The following is a 14988-nucleotide window of genomic DNA, read 5'->3' as shown; positions in this document are numbered from 1 at the left end:
AGTTCGACCTTCTCGCATTATCATCCAAAAATTTTTCGGAACAAATTCAAGAAAAATAGGCATATCGATTCCATTAAACAACCTGTGCGGGATATCAGCCTTCGAAAGGACATCGTTGCCTCTGAAAAAATGAGACATCGACGGAGTTGATATGGCCGAATAAAACGTTGGAAGTTTTCTTCGAACGTTATGCGGAGAATAGCATGATATGGCGACCGTTACTAAATCAAAACTCGGAGCGGGGGGTTAAATATAGGGCTATGACAGAGAATTATATTTGTAACGTCACGCAGTATGATTTGGCATATATCGAATTTTTTCTTGTCTGGCGAACCGTTTGATCTTAATCTACTAAGCAATGAGGGCTGTTGCGCCCTTTAAGAGCAGGAGGGGGCCAATATGCTGAACGCCGAAGTCATCGACAGAAAAACGGATGCCGCCATGTCCATGCAGGCAGAAGACGAATTAGAGGTCGAATCCTCCACCGTGGAGGAGCCTGACGGTATCGCGCAACTGTTGCGCGACGCACAGCGCGCGATGTCGCGCACACTCGCCCTGCGTCTTTCGTCTCATCAGGTGTCTATCGGGCATTGGTATTTCCTCCGGGCCCTATGGGAGGAAGACGGCCTCACCCAGCGAGAACTGAGCCACCGTGTCGGAATGATGGAGCCGACGACGGTCACAGCCCTGAACGGCATGGAGCGGCGAGGCCTGGTCCAGCGGGTCCGAAATCCGCGCGACCGCCGGAAGGTCAATATCTTCCTGTCGGACAAGGGTCGCAGCTTGAAGGACCAGCTATTGACCTTTGAGGCCGACGTGAACGCCAAGGCGGTCGACGGGCTGAATGCCGATCAGGTTGAAGCGCTCGTCCGGGCGCTCAAGATCGTCAACGGCAATCTGTCGACCGCGGCAGCTCGATAACTGCTCACACAAGAGACATACCGGCAGCTTTGCATCGATAAGAAGGGCCATCGATTGTCTCGACGGCAATGGTTGCCGGCGGCCGAGAATTGACCGTCGGCAACCCTCTTTGATCCGTCAGACCGGCAGGTCGGCGAGAACGAGTTCCGCCGGTTCGTCAGCCGTGATCGACAGTGACCGCGTGTCCCGGATAACAGCGCCGTCGCGCAGGCAAAGCGCAACGCCATTGACGGTCACCTTGCCCCTGGAAACGACCATATAGCCCTGCCGTCCGGCCCCGATTCGATAGTCGGTCGTCTGACCGGCCATGAGTGAGGCGCCAAGGACTGCCGCGTCCTGGTGGATCAACAGCGCGCCCCCGTCCAGATCGGCCTGCCTTCCGGAGGCCAGGGCGATGAACCGTCCGTCGCGGGCCTCTTTGGGGAACTGGCGTTGCTCCCATCGCGGCGTAACGCCGAGAGTGTGTGGGCGAATCCAGATGTGGAACAGCGTCGAGCGCCCGTCTTCGCGGTTCATTTCACTGTGTTTGATGCCGGTGCCGGCGCTCATCACCTGAACGTCCCCGGCTTCCGTCCGCCCGGAATTTCCCAGGTGGTCGCCGTGCGTGATCGCGCCTTCGCGGACATAGGTAATGATTTCCATGTCGTGGTGCGGGTGCATCGGAAATCCCGCGCCGCGCTGCACTTCGTCGTCGTTCCAGACCAGCAGCGGACCGTGACCCGTGCGGTTCGGGTCGTGATAGTTTGCGAAACTGAAATGGTGGCGCGCCCTCAGCCAGCCGTGGTCGGCGCCGCCAAGCGATTCGAACGGGATCCGTTCGATGTTGGTGTCCTCTGTCGTCTGTGCTGCTGTGCTCATGGTTCCTCTCTGACGGCGCCATTTCGGGCCGTCGAAGCGTCGCGACGGGGCTCGGGCAGCTCCGACAGCCCGTTTGCCGCCGTTTTACCTGTCAGCGCTGAATCGACTCGCGCCCGTGAGGGGCCGCAAAGTCGATCACCGGTCCCTTCGGAACAATTCGCGTCGGGTTGATCATCGGGTGGCTCTCGTAATAATGCCGCTTGATGTGAGTCAGATCGACCGTTCCGGCAACGCCCGGCACCTGAAACAGATCGCGGGTGTAGCCCCACAGGTTGGGATAGTCGACAATACGACGCAGGTTGCACTTGAAGTGGCCGACATAGACCGGGTCGAACCGGACGAGCGTCGTGAACAGCCGCCAATCGGCCTCGGTATAGGTGTCGCCGGTCAGGTAGCGCCGTGTGGCGAGGCGTTGTTCAACCGTGTCCAGGGCATAGAACAGTTTCGTGACATTGGTCTCATAAGCGGCGCTGGTGGTGGCGAAGCCCGACTTGTAGACGCCGTTGTTGATCCGGTCATAGACCAGGGCGTTGATTTCGTCGATCTCCCCGCGTTTCGGCTCGGGGTACATGTCCGGTTGGCGCCGTGTGGCGATGGCGTCGAAGGCCGTGTTCAGCATACGGATGATGTCGGCCGATTCGTTGCTGACGATGGTCTGGCGCTTTTTGTCCCACAGCGTCGGAACCGTCACCCGTCCCGTATAGGTCGGGTTCGCCTTGACGTACAGGTCGCGGAGCCGCTCGACCCCGTTGACGCTGTCGGGCACCACCCCTTCGGACGGCTTGCCGCCCTCGTTGTCGATTCCGAACTGCCAACCGTTGCTGCCCATATAGGGGTCGACGACAGATACGCCGATAGCGTCTTCCAGACCCTTCAGGGCGCGGAAGATCAGCGTTCTGTGCGCCCAGGGGCAGGCGAGACTGACATAAAGATGATAACGGCCGGCTTCGGCCTGGAATCCGCCGTCGCCGGTCGGGCCGGCGAATCCGTCCGCCGTCACCCAGCTCCGAAAGGCGCTTTCCTCACGCTTGAAATGGCCACCGGTCTTGTCGGTATCATACCATTTGTCGTGCCATTCGCCTTCAATCAGCAGGCCCATGGAAAAGCTCCTTTCAGGGATCAGAATTCGGATCGGGATCAGAATGCGCATCCGGCCAGGTCGGCCCGATGCGCATAGTGCCGTGGTTAGCCGGCGAGCTTTGCCGCGACTTCAGCGACATGGTGACCCTGGGAATAAGCCATCGACAATTCGTTGTCGGAGGGTAGCCGCGCCCCGTCGCCGCCGGAAATCGTCGTCGCACCATAAGGTGATCCGCCGGAAATTTCAGCCAGAGTCGTCTGCTCCTTGACGGAGTAGGGCAGGCCCACGACGACGAAACCGAGATGCAGGAGAACGGTATGGAACGACAGGATCGTACTTTCCTGCCCGCCGTGCTGGGTTGCCGTCGAGGTAAATACCGACCCGACTTTGCCGACCAGCGCGTCCGAGAACCACAGGCCGCCCATCTGGTCGATGAAGTTCTTCATCTGCGAGGCCATGTTGCCGAACCGTGTGGGGGTGCCGAACACCACGGCGTCATAATTGGCAAGTTCTTCCGGTGTCGCGATCGGCGCCGCCTGGTCGAGCTTGAAGCCCGATTTCTCGGCGACTTCGGCGGGCACGAGTTCAGGAACGCGCTTCACATCCACCTTTGCGCCAGCTGCCCGGGCACCGTCGGCGATCGATGAAGCCATGGTCTCTACGTGGCCATACGAGCTGTAATACAGGACGAGAACTTTAGCCATCAGGGCAACTCCTTGGTTTGTTCGGCATTCGGTGATGTCCACCGCATGGACCGTATATGGCTGCTTCCTCTTCGATTGTAATCACTGATCGAAGAAAGAGATTGTTGCGCCGATGGATACAATGCCGCTGCGCGCCTCTGTGCGCATCGCTCTTGCCTTCGGGGATTTGACCTCCTAGAAACGGCGGATGTGCGGGGCGACGGCAGTGCGCCGCCGCGCGCCGCCACCGAAATCGTCGCCGGGAGCCATCACCGGGGCCATCACCGGGGCCATTCCCGCGGCACCCCGCCGCCCTTAGCGGAAACGAATAAATGCCTTCATTGACCGCCGACCTGACACTGCTCGTCGCGAACGCCTTCGAGGCTGCCGGCCTCCCGCCCGAACTTGGCGTGGTCGCTGTTTCCAATCGGCCCGACCTCGGCCAGTTTCAATGCAATGGGGCATTGCCCGCCGCCAAAACCGCCCGGCGCAAGCCGCGCGACATTGCCGACGACATCGTAGCGCGCCTGAAGGATGCGCCGGCGCTATCCGATCTGTCAGTGGCCGGTCCGGGCTTCATCAACATCAGTGTTTCGGATGCGGAAATCGCGCGCCGGGTTGCCGCGTTGGACGACGATCCGCGATCCGGTGTTACGCCGGCGGCAGGTGAGACAGTGGTGCTGGATTTCGGTGGCCCGAACGTCGCCAAACCGATGCATGTCGGTCATCTTCGCTCGTCGATCATCGGCGACAGCCTGCAGCGATTGTTCCGGTTCCTGGGCTACCGCACTGTCAGTGACGTCCATATGGGCGACTGGGGCTTGCAGATGGGTATGGTGATCAGCGAGATCGCCATTCGATACCCCGACTTGCCCTATTTCGCCGAGGGGGCCGCGGGGCCGTTCCCCACGGAAAGCCCGATCGGGCTGGACGAACTGGAACAACTCTACCCGCAGGCGTCAGCGGCCTGCAAAGCCGATCCAGAGAGGCTTGAGGCCGCGCGCAGGGCAACGGCGCTGCTGCAGTCGGGCCACCCCGGATATACCGCGTTGTGGCGGCACTGCATGACGGTGTCCAAAGCTGCCATGGAGCGTGACTTCGCGAGTCTTGGCGTCCAGTTCGACCTGTGGAAGGGCGAAGCCGACGTCAACGACCGCATCCCGGGCCTGGTCGATCGGTTGAAGGCCGAGGGCGTCGCGATCGAGAGCCAGGGCGCTCTGGTGATTCCCGTTGCCGAGGAAGACGATACGACCGAGATCCCCCCGCTGATCCTGCTGAAATCCGACGGTGCCGTGATGTACGGTTCGACCGACCTGGCGACGATTGCCGACCGGCAGGATGCCATCGCCCCCGATCTGGCGCTCTATGTCGTCGACCAGCGCCAGCACCTGCATTTCGAGCAGGTCTTTCGCGCCGCCCGCAAAGCCGGCATCGATGGCGGAATGGGACTTGAGCATATCGGGTTCGGGACCATGAATGGTCCGGACGGCAAGCCCTTCAAGACCCGCGAAGGCGGCGTCATGAAGCTGCAGGATCTGATCCGGATGACGACCGACAAGGCGCGCGAGCGCATGGTCGAAGTGGGACTGGATCGCGAATCGCCATCCGAAGAAGCCCCGGTTGCTACAGGCGGCGATGTCGATGAGACGGTCGCGCGACAGGTCGGATTGGCGGCGCTGAAATACGCCGATCTCAGCAACCACCGCAAGACAAACTATATCTTCGATCTGGACCGGTTCACGCGATTCGAAGGCAAGACCGGACCCTATCTTCAATACGCTGTAGTGCGGACGGGGGCGTTGCTGCGGAAGGCGGCAGAAACCGGCGCCGCACCCGGGCCGCTCGCTCCGCCGACAGCGGTCGAGCGCGAGGTCATGCTGACCCTGCTGCAGTTTCCCGATGCGATTGCGGCGGCCCATGACGGCCGCTCGCCGGATGACATCTGCGAGCATCTGTATGCCCTGGCACAGGCCTTCTCGCGCTTTTATTCGGCCTGCCACATCCTCAGCGAACCGGATCCGGCCGTCAAAGCCTCGCGGCTGACGGTGGTCAAGATCACGCGCGATCAGATGGCTCTCGGCCTGTCCCTGCTCGGCATTGACGTGCCTGAACACATGTAGCGGCCGAGAGTGTAAGGGGAATGGGCGGTGGCGGTGATGGCTAGCGTGTTCGTCGACTATGCCAGAATCGGAGAGTGGAATGGCTCGCGGGCTGTTCAAGAATAGGGTGGAGGGATTCGCTTTGGGAACTGGGCCGTAGAAGATGTGTTCTTGTTCGCAAGTTTGACATCGATCCTCGCTGCGTCTGGCGCAGCAAATCCTAGCCGATCAATCATTTTCTTGATCGCGTCCGATTAACCCTGCCCGAATTAGCTTCGCCTCCTTGATCCGGTTTCGGGTCTTCTTCACGTTGATCTTCATTTCGACGGGTGTCTTGCCCCATTCTCCATCTTGCAGCGCGTCAATTTGGCTGGAAGTTAAGGTTCCCTCTGGAACATCTACAGTCAATTCTTGATTTCCTCCTGACTCGCGTACCTTTATGCGATAGCCTCCCTCAATAGCGCCGGAATCTACCGTCAAAATAACGAACTCTCCATCGATCCGGTCTTCTATGGGCATTGCCCGTGGTTTACGCATGATTCTCTGAGCCGTTTCACCGTCTATAACAGGGTGATCACCCATTACGATTTGGTCGTGAACCTCTAATTTTTTCAAGAATCCAGATTGCATTTCATGTATGTTATTTATCTGTTGCTGAAGCGTATCATTATTGCCTGCGAGTTCGACGATTTGACGATGTCGCTCTGTTTCTTGTTGTGACATACTTATACTCTGATCTAGCTCTTTTTCTTTTAGTTTGCTATTCAGAAAAGCCTTGTAAGAAAAATATCCACCTAAAATAGCGGCTAATCCAAGAATAGTGATGGTCGTTTGCGTTCCGTCCATCTTAATAGATGCCTGCTGGACAATAGTGTTGAGTACATGCGTTAAATCAGCCGTAAATTTTGTCGAGCCATTTTCAAAACGTACGACAAGTTCTGTCTTCCTTTTTTCGTGTCTGATTAATGGTTTTTCTTCACCGTATTGTATTATCGAGTAGGTTCTATTGATCTGCTTTTGTAGATTCATGAGGGCGGGCATGATTCGAGTCGGCACACCGCCATCAAAGCTCTCACCGCGAATTGTAATCTCGAATTTCGGCCAACCGAGAAACTCCACGTCGGGTGCTTTGGTAGTCTGCGTAGTTCGGACCCGCTCGATCGCGCCGAAAAGGTCATCCTCACTTCGAATCTCGATCCGTGCCATGCGCTTCCTCCAAATTTCGAACCGTACTATAGGTTGTTTGGGAGAAATTTGCACGTTCTAGATGTATAACTATAGTAAATTTCCCTCATAGAGCGGTGAGTGGGCGATTGTCGATCTTGTGCCAGTTGTTCGGACGTTGCGGGAACAACTGCACAATCTACTCAAGCGGTATCTTCCAATCTTCGCAGACCAATTTGTCGGAACCACCGCAGCCGGCGACGGCATTTGGCTTGTCAGCTTTCTGAAACATGATCTGGGAAATGTCGTTCTAGAACAGAAACGTAAGCGCGATGCCGACCACCTCCTGCCATTTCCGGACTGATCCTGCCATTTTGCGCGGACATGTGCTGCGGGAGTGTTGGAATTGGATCGAGACGGCAAAACGGGCGTCCATTTGGACGGCTCCGTGGATGTTGGGGTCTCCCGGCTGGAAGTGATCGAGGGGCCGAGCGGACGGCATCAGCGCACGAAGGCAGAACGGGCGCGGATCGCGGCGTAATGCCTGATGCCCGGGTGTGGCGTCCTCGCCGATGCTCGCCGAGTTGGTCCTTGAAGACGGCGTTCCGGGTAAGGCCGCGGCATGCGGTAAGCCCGATCTTCAAATTGTCGTGGGCGACGTTGTGATCCGTGTTGGCGCCGGCGTGGATGAAAGACAACTGACACGGGCCATCGCGCGCTGGTCGGGGATATCCGCTACACGCTGGCGCATTGGTCCGGCCTGATCCGGTTCCTGGATGACGGCGCACTCGAACTGGATACCAACCCGGTCGAGAGCCAGATCCGGCCGATAGCCCTTACAAGGAAAATTGCGCTCTTCGCGGGCAACGAGATCGGCGCCGAAAACTGGCCATGCTCGCGTCACTGGTAGCCACCTGCAAGATATCCGACGTGAACCCGGTCGACTACATCGCCGCCACGCTCCGCGCCATCCTCGACCGTCATCTCCCTCTGCCATCGAAGACCTGATGCCATGGCGCTTCAATCAGCCGTCAAGCCTCGCCACATAGGGCAGCGCCGTCGCGCTTACGTCGCTGGCGACGTCATCGTCCTCAGACTCAGCGACACTTCCCCCTCGCGGAGCAAGGTCGGACGTTCTCGGGTAACGGACATGCGCACCGTCTGGGATGCGATCCAGACATGGCAGGGACAGGATGCCAGTGGGAAGTCGTCCGGTTCCGCCCAGGTGTGATTTACATGGGGGCTGCCCCAGATGACGTTTTGCGCGGAACGAAGAGTTGGTTTCCGGGATTTCGAATTCCGGGCGGTCACGCTGTACGTCGTTTCCGGCTGTCAGGAGCAAGACGCCGGGCGGCTCGGCCTGATTGAGACGGGGGTTCGTGATCTGGTCGATGCTCGACTGAGCAAATGTTGAACAATAACCGGGTGGGAGGTGGCGAACCCGTGTCCTCAGGATTGGTTTGGGGCATGGTGCCGCCGCCCTTAAAACGGGAATACCCGTGCCCGACTCGCCGCAATGCGGGCCATCGAATGTGCGGTCGGTCGAGGTTTGCGTCAAAACTTTTCGTAACGGACCGGAGAATCACGTGCGTTTCGACGCCGGTCTGTTCCCATGTGCGGTTGTGAAAGCCACAGCCAGGCAATGCGAAAAACGGCGGATTTGCGGGGATTCGGTGGTGCCGACTGTAGGACTCGAACCTACGACCTACCGCTTACAAGGCGGTTGCTCTACCAGCTGAGCTAAGTCGGCGTCCACGCGAACGGAAATACATTCAACCGGCGTCCGATGCAAGTGACCCTATCCAATATTCCGGACGAGTTCATACAGCGCCGCGGCCGCCGCGTTCGAAACGTTGAGGCTGGCGATCGGACCGGATGTCGGCAGCCGGACGAGATGGGTGCAGTTCTCGCGTGTCAGCCGTCTCAGGCCCGCGCCCTCCGATCCCAACACCAGTGCGGTCGAAAGCCCGTGGGGCAGCCCTGACACGACGGTTGCCAGCGTTTGCTCGGCCTCTTCGGCCAGACCCAGCGACGCTACGCCCGAATCAGTCAGATCTGTGAGTGTCCGGGCCATGTTCGTGACGCGGATGATCGGGACATGCTCCACGGCGCCGCTGGCGATTTTTGCCAGGGTCCCAGAGACCGGCGGGGCATGCCGTTCGGTCATGATCAAGGCCGCGGCTCCAAAGGCGGCGGCCGTACGGAGAATCGCGCCGACGTTGTGCGGGTCCGTCACCTGATCCAGAACAATGAGCAGCGTAAACCGTTCACGTGCCCTTTCCAGCATCGCCTCAAATGTGGGTGTGGACAGCGGATCGACGGATGCCAGCACACCCTGGTGTACAGTCCCTTCCGGCAGGCGCGCATCGATTGTTGCACGCTGAACAATCTCTGGCGCCGGGCGGCGGAGACCGGCAGCCGAGGCCGCCTGTATTTGATCGTTCAACGCGTCCAGCGCTGCCCTGGTCGCCACCAGGTGACGGATCTTGCGTCCCGGGTTGGTCCATGCCTCCGCTACCGCGTGGTGGCCGTAGATCGCGGTTTCGTCGACGGGCTCCGGAGACGCTACCGGGGGCCGTGGGTCCTTTGCAGGAGCCGGCGCCACAGACATTGACTTTCCCGGGCGAACGCTGCCGCGCGGTCCGTCTCCGGGCCGCGGGCCACTTCGGGAGCTGTCCTGCGATGCGGGGCCGGATCTGCTGCCGGTTTTCGGTCCCAGCGGTTTCGGCGGCCTTTTTCCGGCCCGTTTGGTGGCATTCCTTTCCGCCGATGCCTCCTGTGGCTTTCCGGCGGTTCGACCCGGACCTTCTCGCTCGGTCTTCCGCGGCGGTCTCTGTGGCTTGCGATCACGGGACAAGGGTGGCTCCTGTTGGCGAATTGGGGCAGAGGCGAGAATATCGTCGACCCCCTAGATGTGCAGGCTTGTCAATGAATGCACGGAATTTGCGTCCGGTGACGATAACCTGTTGACAGCCGAAGCCAAAAAATTTACTTCCCGCATCCACCGGCTGGTCGGGAAGACTGGGCGTGACAATGTAGCCCTGCGGAGGGGTGGCCGAGCGGTCAAAGGCAGCAGACTGTAAATCTGCCCACGTACGTGTTCGTAGGTTCGAATCCTACCCCCTCCACCAATTTGCGACGCCATAGTACCGGACGTCGTGCTATGGTATCGGTTACTGCTCGCGTGTTATTCCGACCGGTTAAAAAGTCGTTCCGGCTATGCGGGTGTAGCTCAATGGTAGAGCAGCAGCCTTCCAAGCTGAATACGGGGGTTCGATTCCCCTCACCCGCTCCACCGGGAACCGCGTTATTGTCAGTCGGACGCCCCCAAACGGGCAGATAAACCACAGGATCTCCGGAAATGGCCAAGGCAAAGTTTGAGCGTACGAAGCCGCACGCGAACATAGGAACGATCGGTCACGTTGACCACGGCAAGACGACGCTGACGGCGGCGATCACGAAGGTTTTGTTCGAGTCATCCGGTTCCGGCAGTTATCTGGCGTATGACGCGATCGACAAGGCGCCCGAAGAGAAGGCGCGCGGGATCACGATTTCGACGGCGCATGTGGAATACGAGACGGATGCGCGTCACTATGCGCATGTGGACTGTCCTGGCCACGCCGACTACGTGAAGAACATGATCACGGGTGCGGCGCAGATGGACGGTGCGATTCTGGTGGTTTCGGCGGCGGACGGCCCGATGCCGCAGACCCGTGAGCACATCCTTCTGGCACGCCAGGTTGGCGTTCCCGGTCTGGTGGTGTTCATGAACAAATGCGACCAGGTGGATGACGAAGAGCTGCTTGAGCTTGTGGAGATGGAAATCCGCGAGTTGCTGAGTTCGTATGATTTCCCAGGCGACGATATTCCGATCGTGAAGGGTTCGGCGCTGGCGGCGATCGAGGGCACGGACGACAAGCTTGGCAAGGAAGCCATTCTTGAGCTGATGAAGCAGGTCGACGCGTATATACCGACGCCTGAGCGTCCGAAGGACCTGCCGTTCCTGATGCCGATCGAAGACGTGTTTTCGATTTCGGGCCGTGGCACGGTCGTGACGGGGCGTGTGGAGCGCGGGATCGTCAAGGTGGGTGAAGAGGTCGAGATTGTCGGCCTTCACAAGACGGTCAAGACGGTTTGCACCGGCGTTGAGATGTTCCGCAAGCTGCTGGACAGCGGCGAGGCGGGGGACAACATCGGCGCACTGCTTCGCGGGACGAAGCGTGAAGATGTCGAGCGTGGCCAGGTGCTGGCGAAGCCGGGCTCGATCACGCCGCACACGAAGTTCAAGGCCGAAGCGTACATTCTGACCAAGGAAGAGGGCGGTCGCCACACGCCGTTTTTCTCGAATTACCGGCCGCAATTCTATTTCCGAACGACGGACGTGACGGGCAGCGTGACCCTTCCGGAAGGCACGGAGATGGTCATGCCGGGGGACAATGTGTCGATGGAAGTGACACTGATCGCGCCGATCGCGATGGATGAAGGCCTTCGGTTCGCAATCCGCGAAGGTGGCCGTACCGTTGGCGCCGGCGTCGTCGCTTCGATCGTCGAATAAGCGACCAGAGGTGAGCGAAACAACGGTGCAACCGGGTGGAGCGTTTCCTGTTGCATCGCTGTTTCGGTTCGGCTAAAACCCGCCCCTGTCCAGGTTCGGATCGAAATGTACGGGGACCTGTCGGGCCGGCCGTTCCCGCCATCACCGCGATGATGCATGGTTTGCGTTCCGGCTGATGTCTCGGAGGAGTGTAGCTCAATTGGTAGAGCACCGGTCTCCAAAACCGGGGGCTGGGGGTTCGAGTCCCTCCACTCCTGCCATCCGGGACTAAGACGGAAACTGATCAAGCGGTCGGCGCGTCACTGACGGGCCGGCCTTTGTGCTGTATTGAAAGCCTTTACCACGCCATGGCAAGAACCAATCCCGCTGAGTATGTTCGCCAGGTCCGGCAAGAGGTTTCCAAAGTTACGTGGCCGACGCGTAAGGAGACCGGAATCACGACGGCAATGGTCTTCGTATTCGTTACGATCATGGCGCTATTTTTCCTCGTCGTTGACCAGGTGTCGGCAGTGGCGATCCAATTCATACTTGGCGTCGGGGGCTGACCATGGCGATGCGGTGGTATGTCGTGCAGGCCTATTCGGGCTCGGAAAAACGTGTGGCCGAAGCGATCCAGGAGCAGGCTGAGAAGAAAGGGATGACCGACCTCTTCGAGCAAATCTCGGTGCCGACCGAAGAGGTGGTCGAAATGCGGCGAGGCCAGAAGGTCAACGCGGAGCGCAAGTTTTTCCCCGGCTATGTTCTCGTCCGCATGGACTTGACCGACGAATCGTGGAATTTGGTGAAGAATACGAACAAGGTTGCGGGCATTCTTGGCGCGCGCGGCAAACCTGCGCCGATCAGCGACGCCGAGGCCGATCGTATTCTCAAGCAGGTAAAGGATGGTCTTGAGCGGCCGAAGCCATCGATAACATTCGAAGTCGGTGAGCAGGTACGCGTTACGGATGGGCCGTTTACCTCCTTTACAGGCTATGTAGAAGAAGTCGATGAAGAGCGTGCACGCCTAAAAGTCGCTGTCTCGATATTTGGCCGGGCGACCCCGGTTGAGTTGGAGTACACGCAGGTTGAGAAGCTCTGACGCTCGACCAGTTTCGCTGCGGAAGGCTTGCCATGGCCGTACCGCATCTTTCCGACTTCCGGGCCGTCCGCCCGGATAACAAAAAAGGGAAGCAGTAATGGCAAAAAAGATTGTCGGTTACATCAAGCTGGAAGTTCCAGCCGGCGCGGCCAATCCGTCGCCGCCTATTGGTCCTGCGCTCGGTCAGCGTGGCCTGAATATTATGGAGTTCTGCAAGGCCTTCAACGCCGCGACGCAGCATCTTGAAAAAGGTATGCCAATCCCGGTCGTCATCACGGCTTTCGGTGACCGTACATTTACGTTCGTTACGAAGACTCCTCCGGCTGGTTACCTGATCAAGAAGGCTGCCGGCATCCCCAAGGGAAGCCCGACGCCGAACAAGTCGAAGGTCGGGACGATCACGGTGTCTCAGGCGCAGGAAATTGCCGAGGCCAAGATGGTCGACCTCAACGCTTTCGATCTCGACGCGGCGGTACGGATGGTCCGCGGATCATGCCGCTCCATGGGCATTGATGTGGTGGAGGGCTGAGGAATGGCTAAGCTAAGCAAGCGTTTGCGCAGCGTTCGTAAGGGCGTCGATCCCGACCAGACATATCCTCTGGATGCGGCGATAAAGATGCTCAAGGAGCGGTCGACCGTCAAATTCGACGAGACGGTCGAGATTGCCATGAATCTGGGCATCGATCCTCGCCACGCCGACCAGATGGTGCGTGGAATGGTCCAGCTTCCCAGTGGTACCGGCAAGACAGTTCGGGTTGCCGTCTTCGCACGGGCCGAGAAGGCAGAGGCAGCGACCGCGGCCGGAGCAGAAGTCGTCGGTGCGGAAGAATTGGCACAGGAAATCCAGGGCGGACGGCTTGATTTCGATCGGGTTATCGCCACACCTGACATGATGCCGGTCGTCGGTCGGCTGGGTAAGATTTTGGGCCCACGCGGCCTGATGCCGAACCCGAAGCTCGGCACCGTAACAGCCGATGTTGCCGGTGCTATTGCCGCGGCAAAGGGCGGAGCGGTCGAATTTCGTGCAGAACGCGCAGGTGTTGTGCATGCCGGGATCGGCAAGATCAGCTTCGACGAGGCGGCGCTGGCGGCCAACGTCAAGGCGATCGTCGAAGCGATATTTCGCGCCAAGCCGTCGGGCGCGAAAGGCACATATCTGAAGAAGCTCGTCCTGGCGTCGACCATGGGTCCCGGAATTCGGATCGATGTCGGAACGGTGGCAACGGAATCCACTTCGGCGGCTGCATAGAGCGACGGTCGGAGTCGATTGGCCCGCGTTTAGCGGGTGAAAGGGTCGCGTCCAATCGTCTCGATGAGATGAAATGGCGCGATTTCCTGTCCGAGACTGCAGGTGGGTCATATTTTGGCCGCAAATCCTGCACAGACGGGAGTTTGAGAACCATGTTCGCATTGACCCCAGGGTTGAATTGGACAACGTGACTTGAACTTCTAGGGCAGGACGGTGTGGTTTGATCCCGGATCTTGTGGCGCTTCGGGGCCCAGGCAGCGGGATGAAACCGAGGTGTAATGTGCGGCGCCGACCCGGATTCGTTTCGGTCGGCAGTCGAACAACGGAGGCGATCCGTGAGACGTCCACAAAAGGAAGAGAAGGTCGCCGCGTTGCACGAGGCTTTCGGAGCCGCCCATCTTGTGGTGGTGACCCATCAGACGGGTCTTACCGTAGCGGAAGTTACGGCTCTCCGAGGCCAGATGCGCGAGGCGGGCGCCTCGTTTACGGTGACCAAGAACAGGCTCGCCAAGATCGCCCTTGACGGTACGCCATTTGAGCATTTGGCGGATCTCTTTAACGGTCCCACCGCAATAGCGGTGTCTTCCGATCCGGTTGCTGCAGCCCGTGTGGCTGTCGGCTATTCGGAGAAGAATACGAAGCTGAAAGTTCTCGGCGGGGCCATGGGATCTCAGAAGCTCAATGCCGATGAAATCATTGCCCTTGCCAAGCTGCCGTCACTCGACGAGCTGCGGGGCAAGATCGTGGGCGTGATTCAGACGCCGGCGACCCGCATTGCGGGTGTGCTGCAGGCGCCGGGTGGCCAGATGGCCCGGGTGCTCAAAGCGTATGCCGACAAGGACCAGGCGGCCTGATAAAGGCACCGTTGCAGACGATGAAAACGTTCAAGTCAGGAGTTCAATAAAATGGCAGATCTGGACAAGCTCGCAGACGAGCTTTCCGCCCTTACCGTCATCGAAGCCGCTGAGCTGTCGAAGATGCTGGAAGAGAAATGGGGCGTATCCGCTGCAGCCCCTGTGGCGGTTGCGGCCGGTGGTGGTGGTGGCGGCGACGCCGCACCGGAAGAAGAGCAGACCGAATTTGATGTCATTCTTGCCAGCGCAGGCGACAAGAAGATCAACGTCATTAAGGAAGTTCGCGCCATCACGGGCCTTGGCCTGAAAGAAGCCAAGGATCTGGTCGAGGGCGCACCGAAGCCAGTGAAGGAGGCTGTATCGAAAGACGATGCCGCCAAGATGAAGAAGCAGCTGGAAGAAGCGGGCGCCACAGTCGAAGTCAAGTAACTTCGCGTGACGACAGC

At 59.2% G+C, this 14988-nt stretch carries 14 protein-coding genes, 4 tRNA genes and 1 pseudogene; 13 read left to right on the top strand and 6 right to left on the bottom strand.

Annotated elements, in window-relative coordinates; genetic code table 11:
• Positions 1-399: 399 nt before the first annotated feature.
• Positions 400-921 (top strand): MarR family transcriptional regulator, encoded by a 522-nt coding sequence (locus ABZ728_RS16570; protein ID WP_366657346.1) that lies wholly within the window; start codon positions 400-402, stop codon positions 919-921.
• A 117-nt stretch (positions 922-1038) separates the two neighbouring features.
• On the opposite strand, the gene ABZ728_RS16565 is transcribed toward ABZ728_RS16570, so the two are convergent.
• The 3 genes from ABZ728_RS16565 to wrbA form a co-directional block, all read right to left on the bottom strand.
• Positions 1039-1779: a pirin family protein gene (locus ABZ728_RS16565; protein WP_366657345.1), complete on the bottom strand. Its 741-nt coding sequence runs from the start codon at positions 1777-1779 to the stop codon at positions 1039-1041.
• Positions 1780-1870: 91 nt separating this feature from the next.
• Positions 1871-2878 carry a glutathione S-transferase family protein gene (locus ABZ728_RS16560; protein ID WP_366657344.1) on the bottom strand — a complete coding sequence of 336 codons (1008 nt, stop codon included), beginning with the start codon at positions 2876-2878 and terminating at the stop codon, positions 1871-1873.
• An 86-nt stretch (positions 2879-2964) separates the two neighbouring features.
• Complete coding sequence (gene wrbA, locus ABZ728_RS16555; RefSeq protein WP_366657343.1) at positions 2965-3564, bottom strand: NAD(P)H:quinone oxidoreductase; 600 nt, start codon at positions 3562-3564, stop codon at positions 2965-2967.
• Between the two features lie 311 nt (positions 3565-3875).
• Here wrbA and argS point away from each other — a divergent pair, with 311 nt between their 5' ends.
• Entirely contained in the window at positions 3876-5663 is a 1788-nt protein-coding gene (gene argS / locus ABZ728_RS16550) for an arginine--tRNA ligase (RefSeq protein WP_366657342.1), read from the top strand.
• A 207-nt stretch (positions 5664-5870) separates the two neighbouring features.
• On the opposite strand, the gene ABZ728_RS16545 is transcribed toward argS, so the two are convergent.
• Positions 5871-6848 carry a hypothetical protein gene (locus ABZ728_RS16545; RefSeq protein ID WP_366657341.1) on the bottom strand — a complete coding sequence of 326 codons (978 nt, stop codon included), beginning with the start codon at positions 6846-6848 and terminating at the stop codon, positions 5871-5873.
• 688 nt (positions 6849-7536) lie between these two features.
• Between ABZ728_RS16545 and ABZ728_RS16540 the strand changes: the two are divergent.
• A pseudogene (locus ABZ728_RS16540) lies at positions 7537-7855 on the top strand (transposase); the annotation flags it as partial.
• A gap of 625 nt (positions 7856-8480) precedes the next feature.
• On the opposite strand, the gene ABZ728_RS16535 reads toward ABZ728_RS16540, so the two are convergent.
• Together ABZ728_RS16535 and rlmB are read right to left on the bottom strand one after the other, a co-directional pair.
• Positions 8481-8556 (bottom strand) — tRNA-Thr (locus tag ABZ728_RS16535).
• A 48-nt stretch (positions 8557-8604) separates the two neighbouring features.
• Positions 8605-9417 carry a 23S rRNA (guanosine(2251)-2'-O)-methyltransferase RlmB gene (rlmB, locus tag ABZ728_RS16530; protein ID WP_366657340.1) on the bottom strand — a complete coding sequence of 271 codons (813 nt, stop codon included), beginning with the start codon at positions 9415-9417 and terminating at the stop codon, positions 8605-8607.
• Positions 9418-9851: 434 nt separating this feature from the next.
• On the opposite strand from rlmB, the gene ABZ728_RS16525 reads away from it, so the two are divergent.
• The 10 genes from ABZ728_RS16525 to rplL all read left to right on the top strand — a co-directional run bounded on the left by ABZ728_RS16525 (position 9852) and on the right by rplL (position 14971).
• A tRNA-Tyr gene (locus ABZ728_RS16525) sits at positions 9852-9937 on the top strand.
• A 90-nt stretch (positions 9938-10027) separates the two neighbouring features.
• Positions 10028-10101 (top strand) — tRNA-Gly (locus tag ABZ728_RS16520).
• A 66-nt stretch (positions 10102-10167) separates the two neighbouring features.
• The gene (gene tuf / locus ABZ728_RS16515) at positions 10168-11361 is read left to right on the top strand and encodes an elongation factor Tu (RefSeq protein ID WP_366657329.1); all 1194 of its coding nucleotides are present in this window, start codon (positions 10168-10170) and stop codon (positions 11359-11361) included.
• 184 nt (positions 11362-11545) lie between these two features.
• Positions 11546-11621, top strand: a tRNA-Trp gene (locus tag ABZ728_RS16510).
• 87 nt (positions 11622-11708) lie between these two features.
• On the top strand, positions 11709-11906 hold the full coding sequence (gene secE / locus ABZ728_RS16505; protein WP_366657339.1) for a preprotein translocase subunit SecE: 198 nt from the start codon (positions 11709-11711) through the stop codon (positions 11904-11906).
• Positions 11907-11908: 2 nt separating this feature from the next.
• Complete coding sequence (gene nusG, locus ABZ728_RS16500) at positions 11909-12439, top strand: transcription termination/antitermination protein NusG (RefSeq protein WP_366657338.1); 531 nt, start codon at positions 11909-11911, stop codon at positions 12437-12439.
• Between the two features lie 97 nt (positions 12440-12536).
• On the top strand, positions 12537-12968 hold the full coding sequence (rplK, locus tag ABZ728_RS16495) for a 50S ribosomal protein L11 (RefSeq protein WP_366657337.1): 432 nt from the start codon (positions 12537-12539) through the stop codon (positions 12966-12968).
• 3 nt (positions 12969-12971) lie between these two features.
• Positions 12972-13688 (top strand): 50S ribosomal protein L1, encoded by a 717-nt coding sequence (gene rplA, locus ABZ728_RS16490; RefSeq protein ID WP_366657336.1) that lies wholly within the window; start codon positions 12972-12974, stop codon positions 13686-13688.
• 335 nt (positions 13689-14023) lie between these two features.
• Positions 14024-14542 carry a 50S ribosomal protein L10 gene (rplJ, locus tag ABZ728_RS16485; RefSeq protein WP_366657335.1) on the top strand — a complete coding sequence of 173 codons (519 nt, stop codon included), beginning with the start codon at positions 14024-14026 and terminating at the stop codon, positions 14540-14542.
• Positions 14543-14593: 51 nt separating this feature from the next.
• Complete coding sequence (rplL, locus tag ABZ728_RS16480; RefSeq protein ID WP_366657334.1) at positions 14594-14971, top strand: 50S ribosomal protein L7/L12; 378 nt, start codon at positions 14594-14596, stop codon at positions 14969-14971.
• The last annotated feature ends 17 nt before the right edge of the window (positions 14972-14988 follow it).

This window comes from Fodinicurvata sp. EGI_FJ10296 (assembly GCF_040712075.1).
GTDB lineage: Bacteria > Pseudomonadota > Alphaproteobacteria > DSM-16000 > Inquilinaceae > JBFCVL01.
The sequence above is the reverse complement of the archived record's forward strand: the minus strand, read 5'-3'. Positions and strand labels throughout refer to the sequence as shown.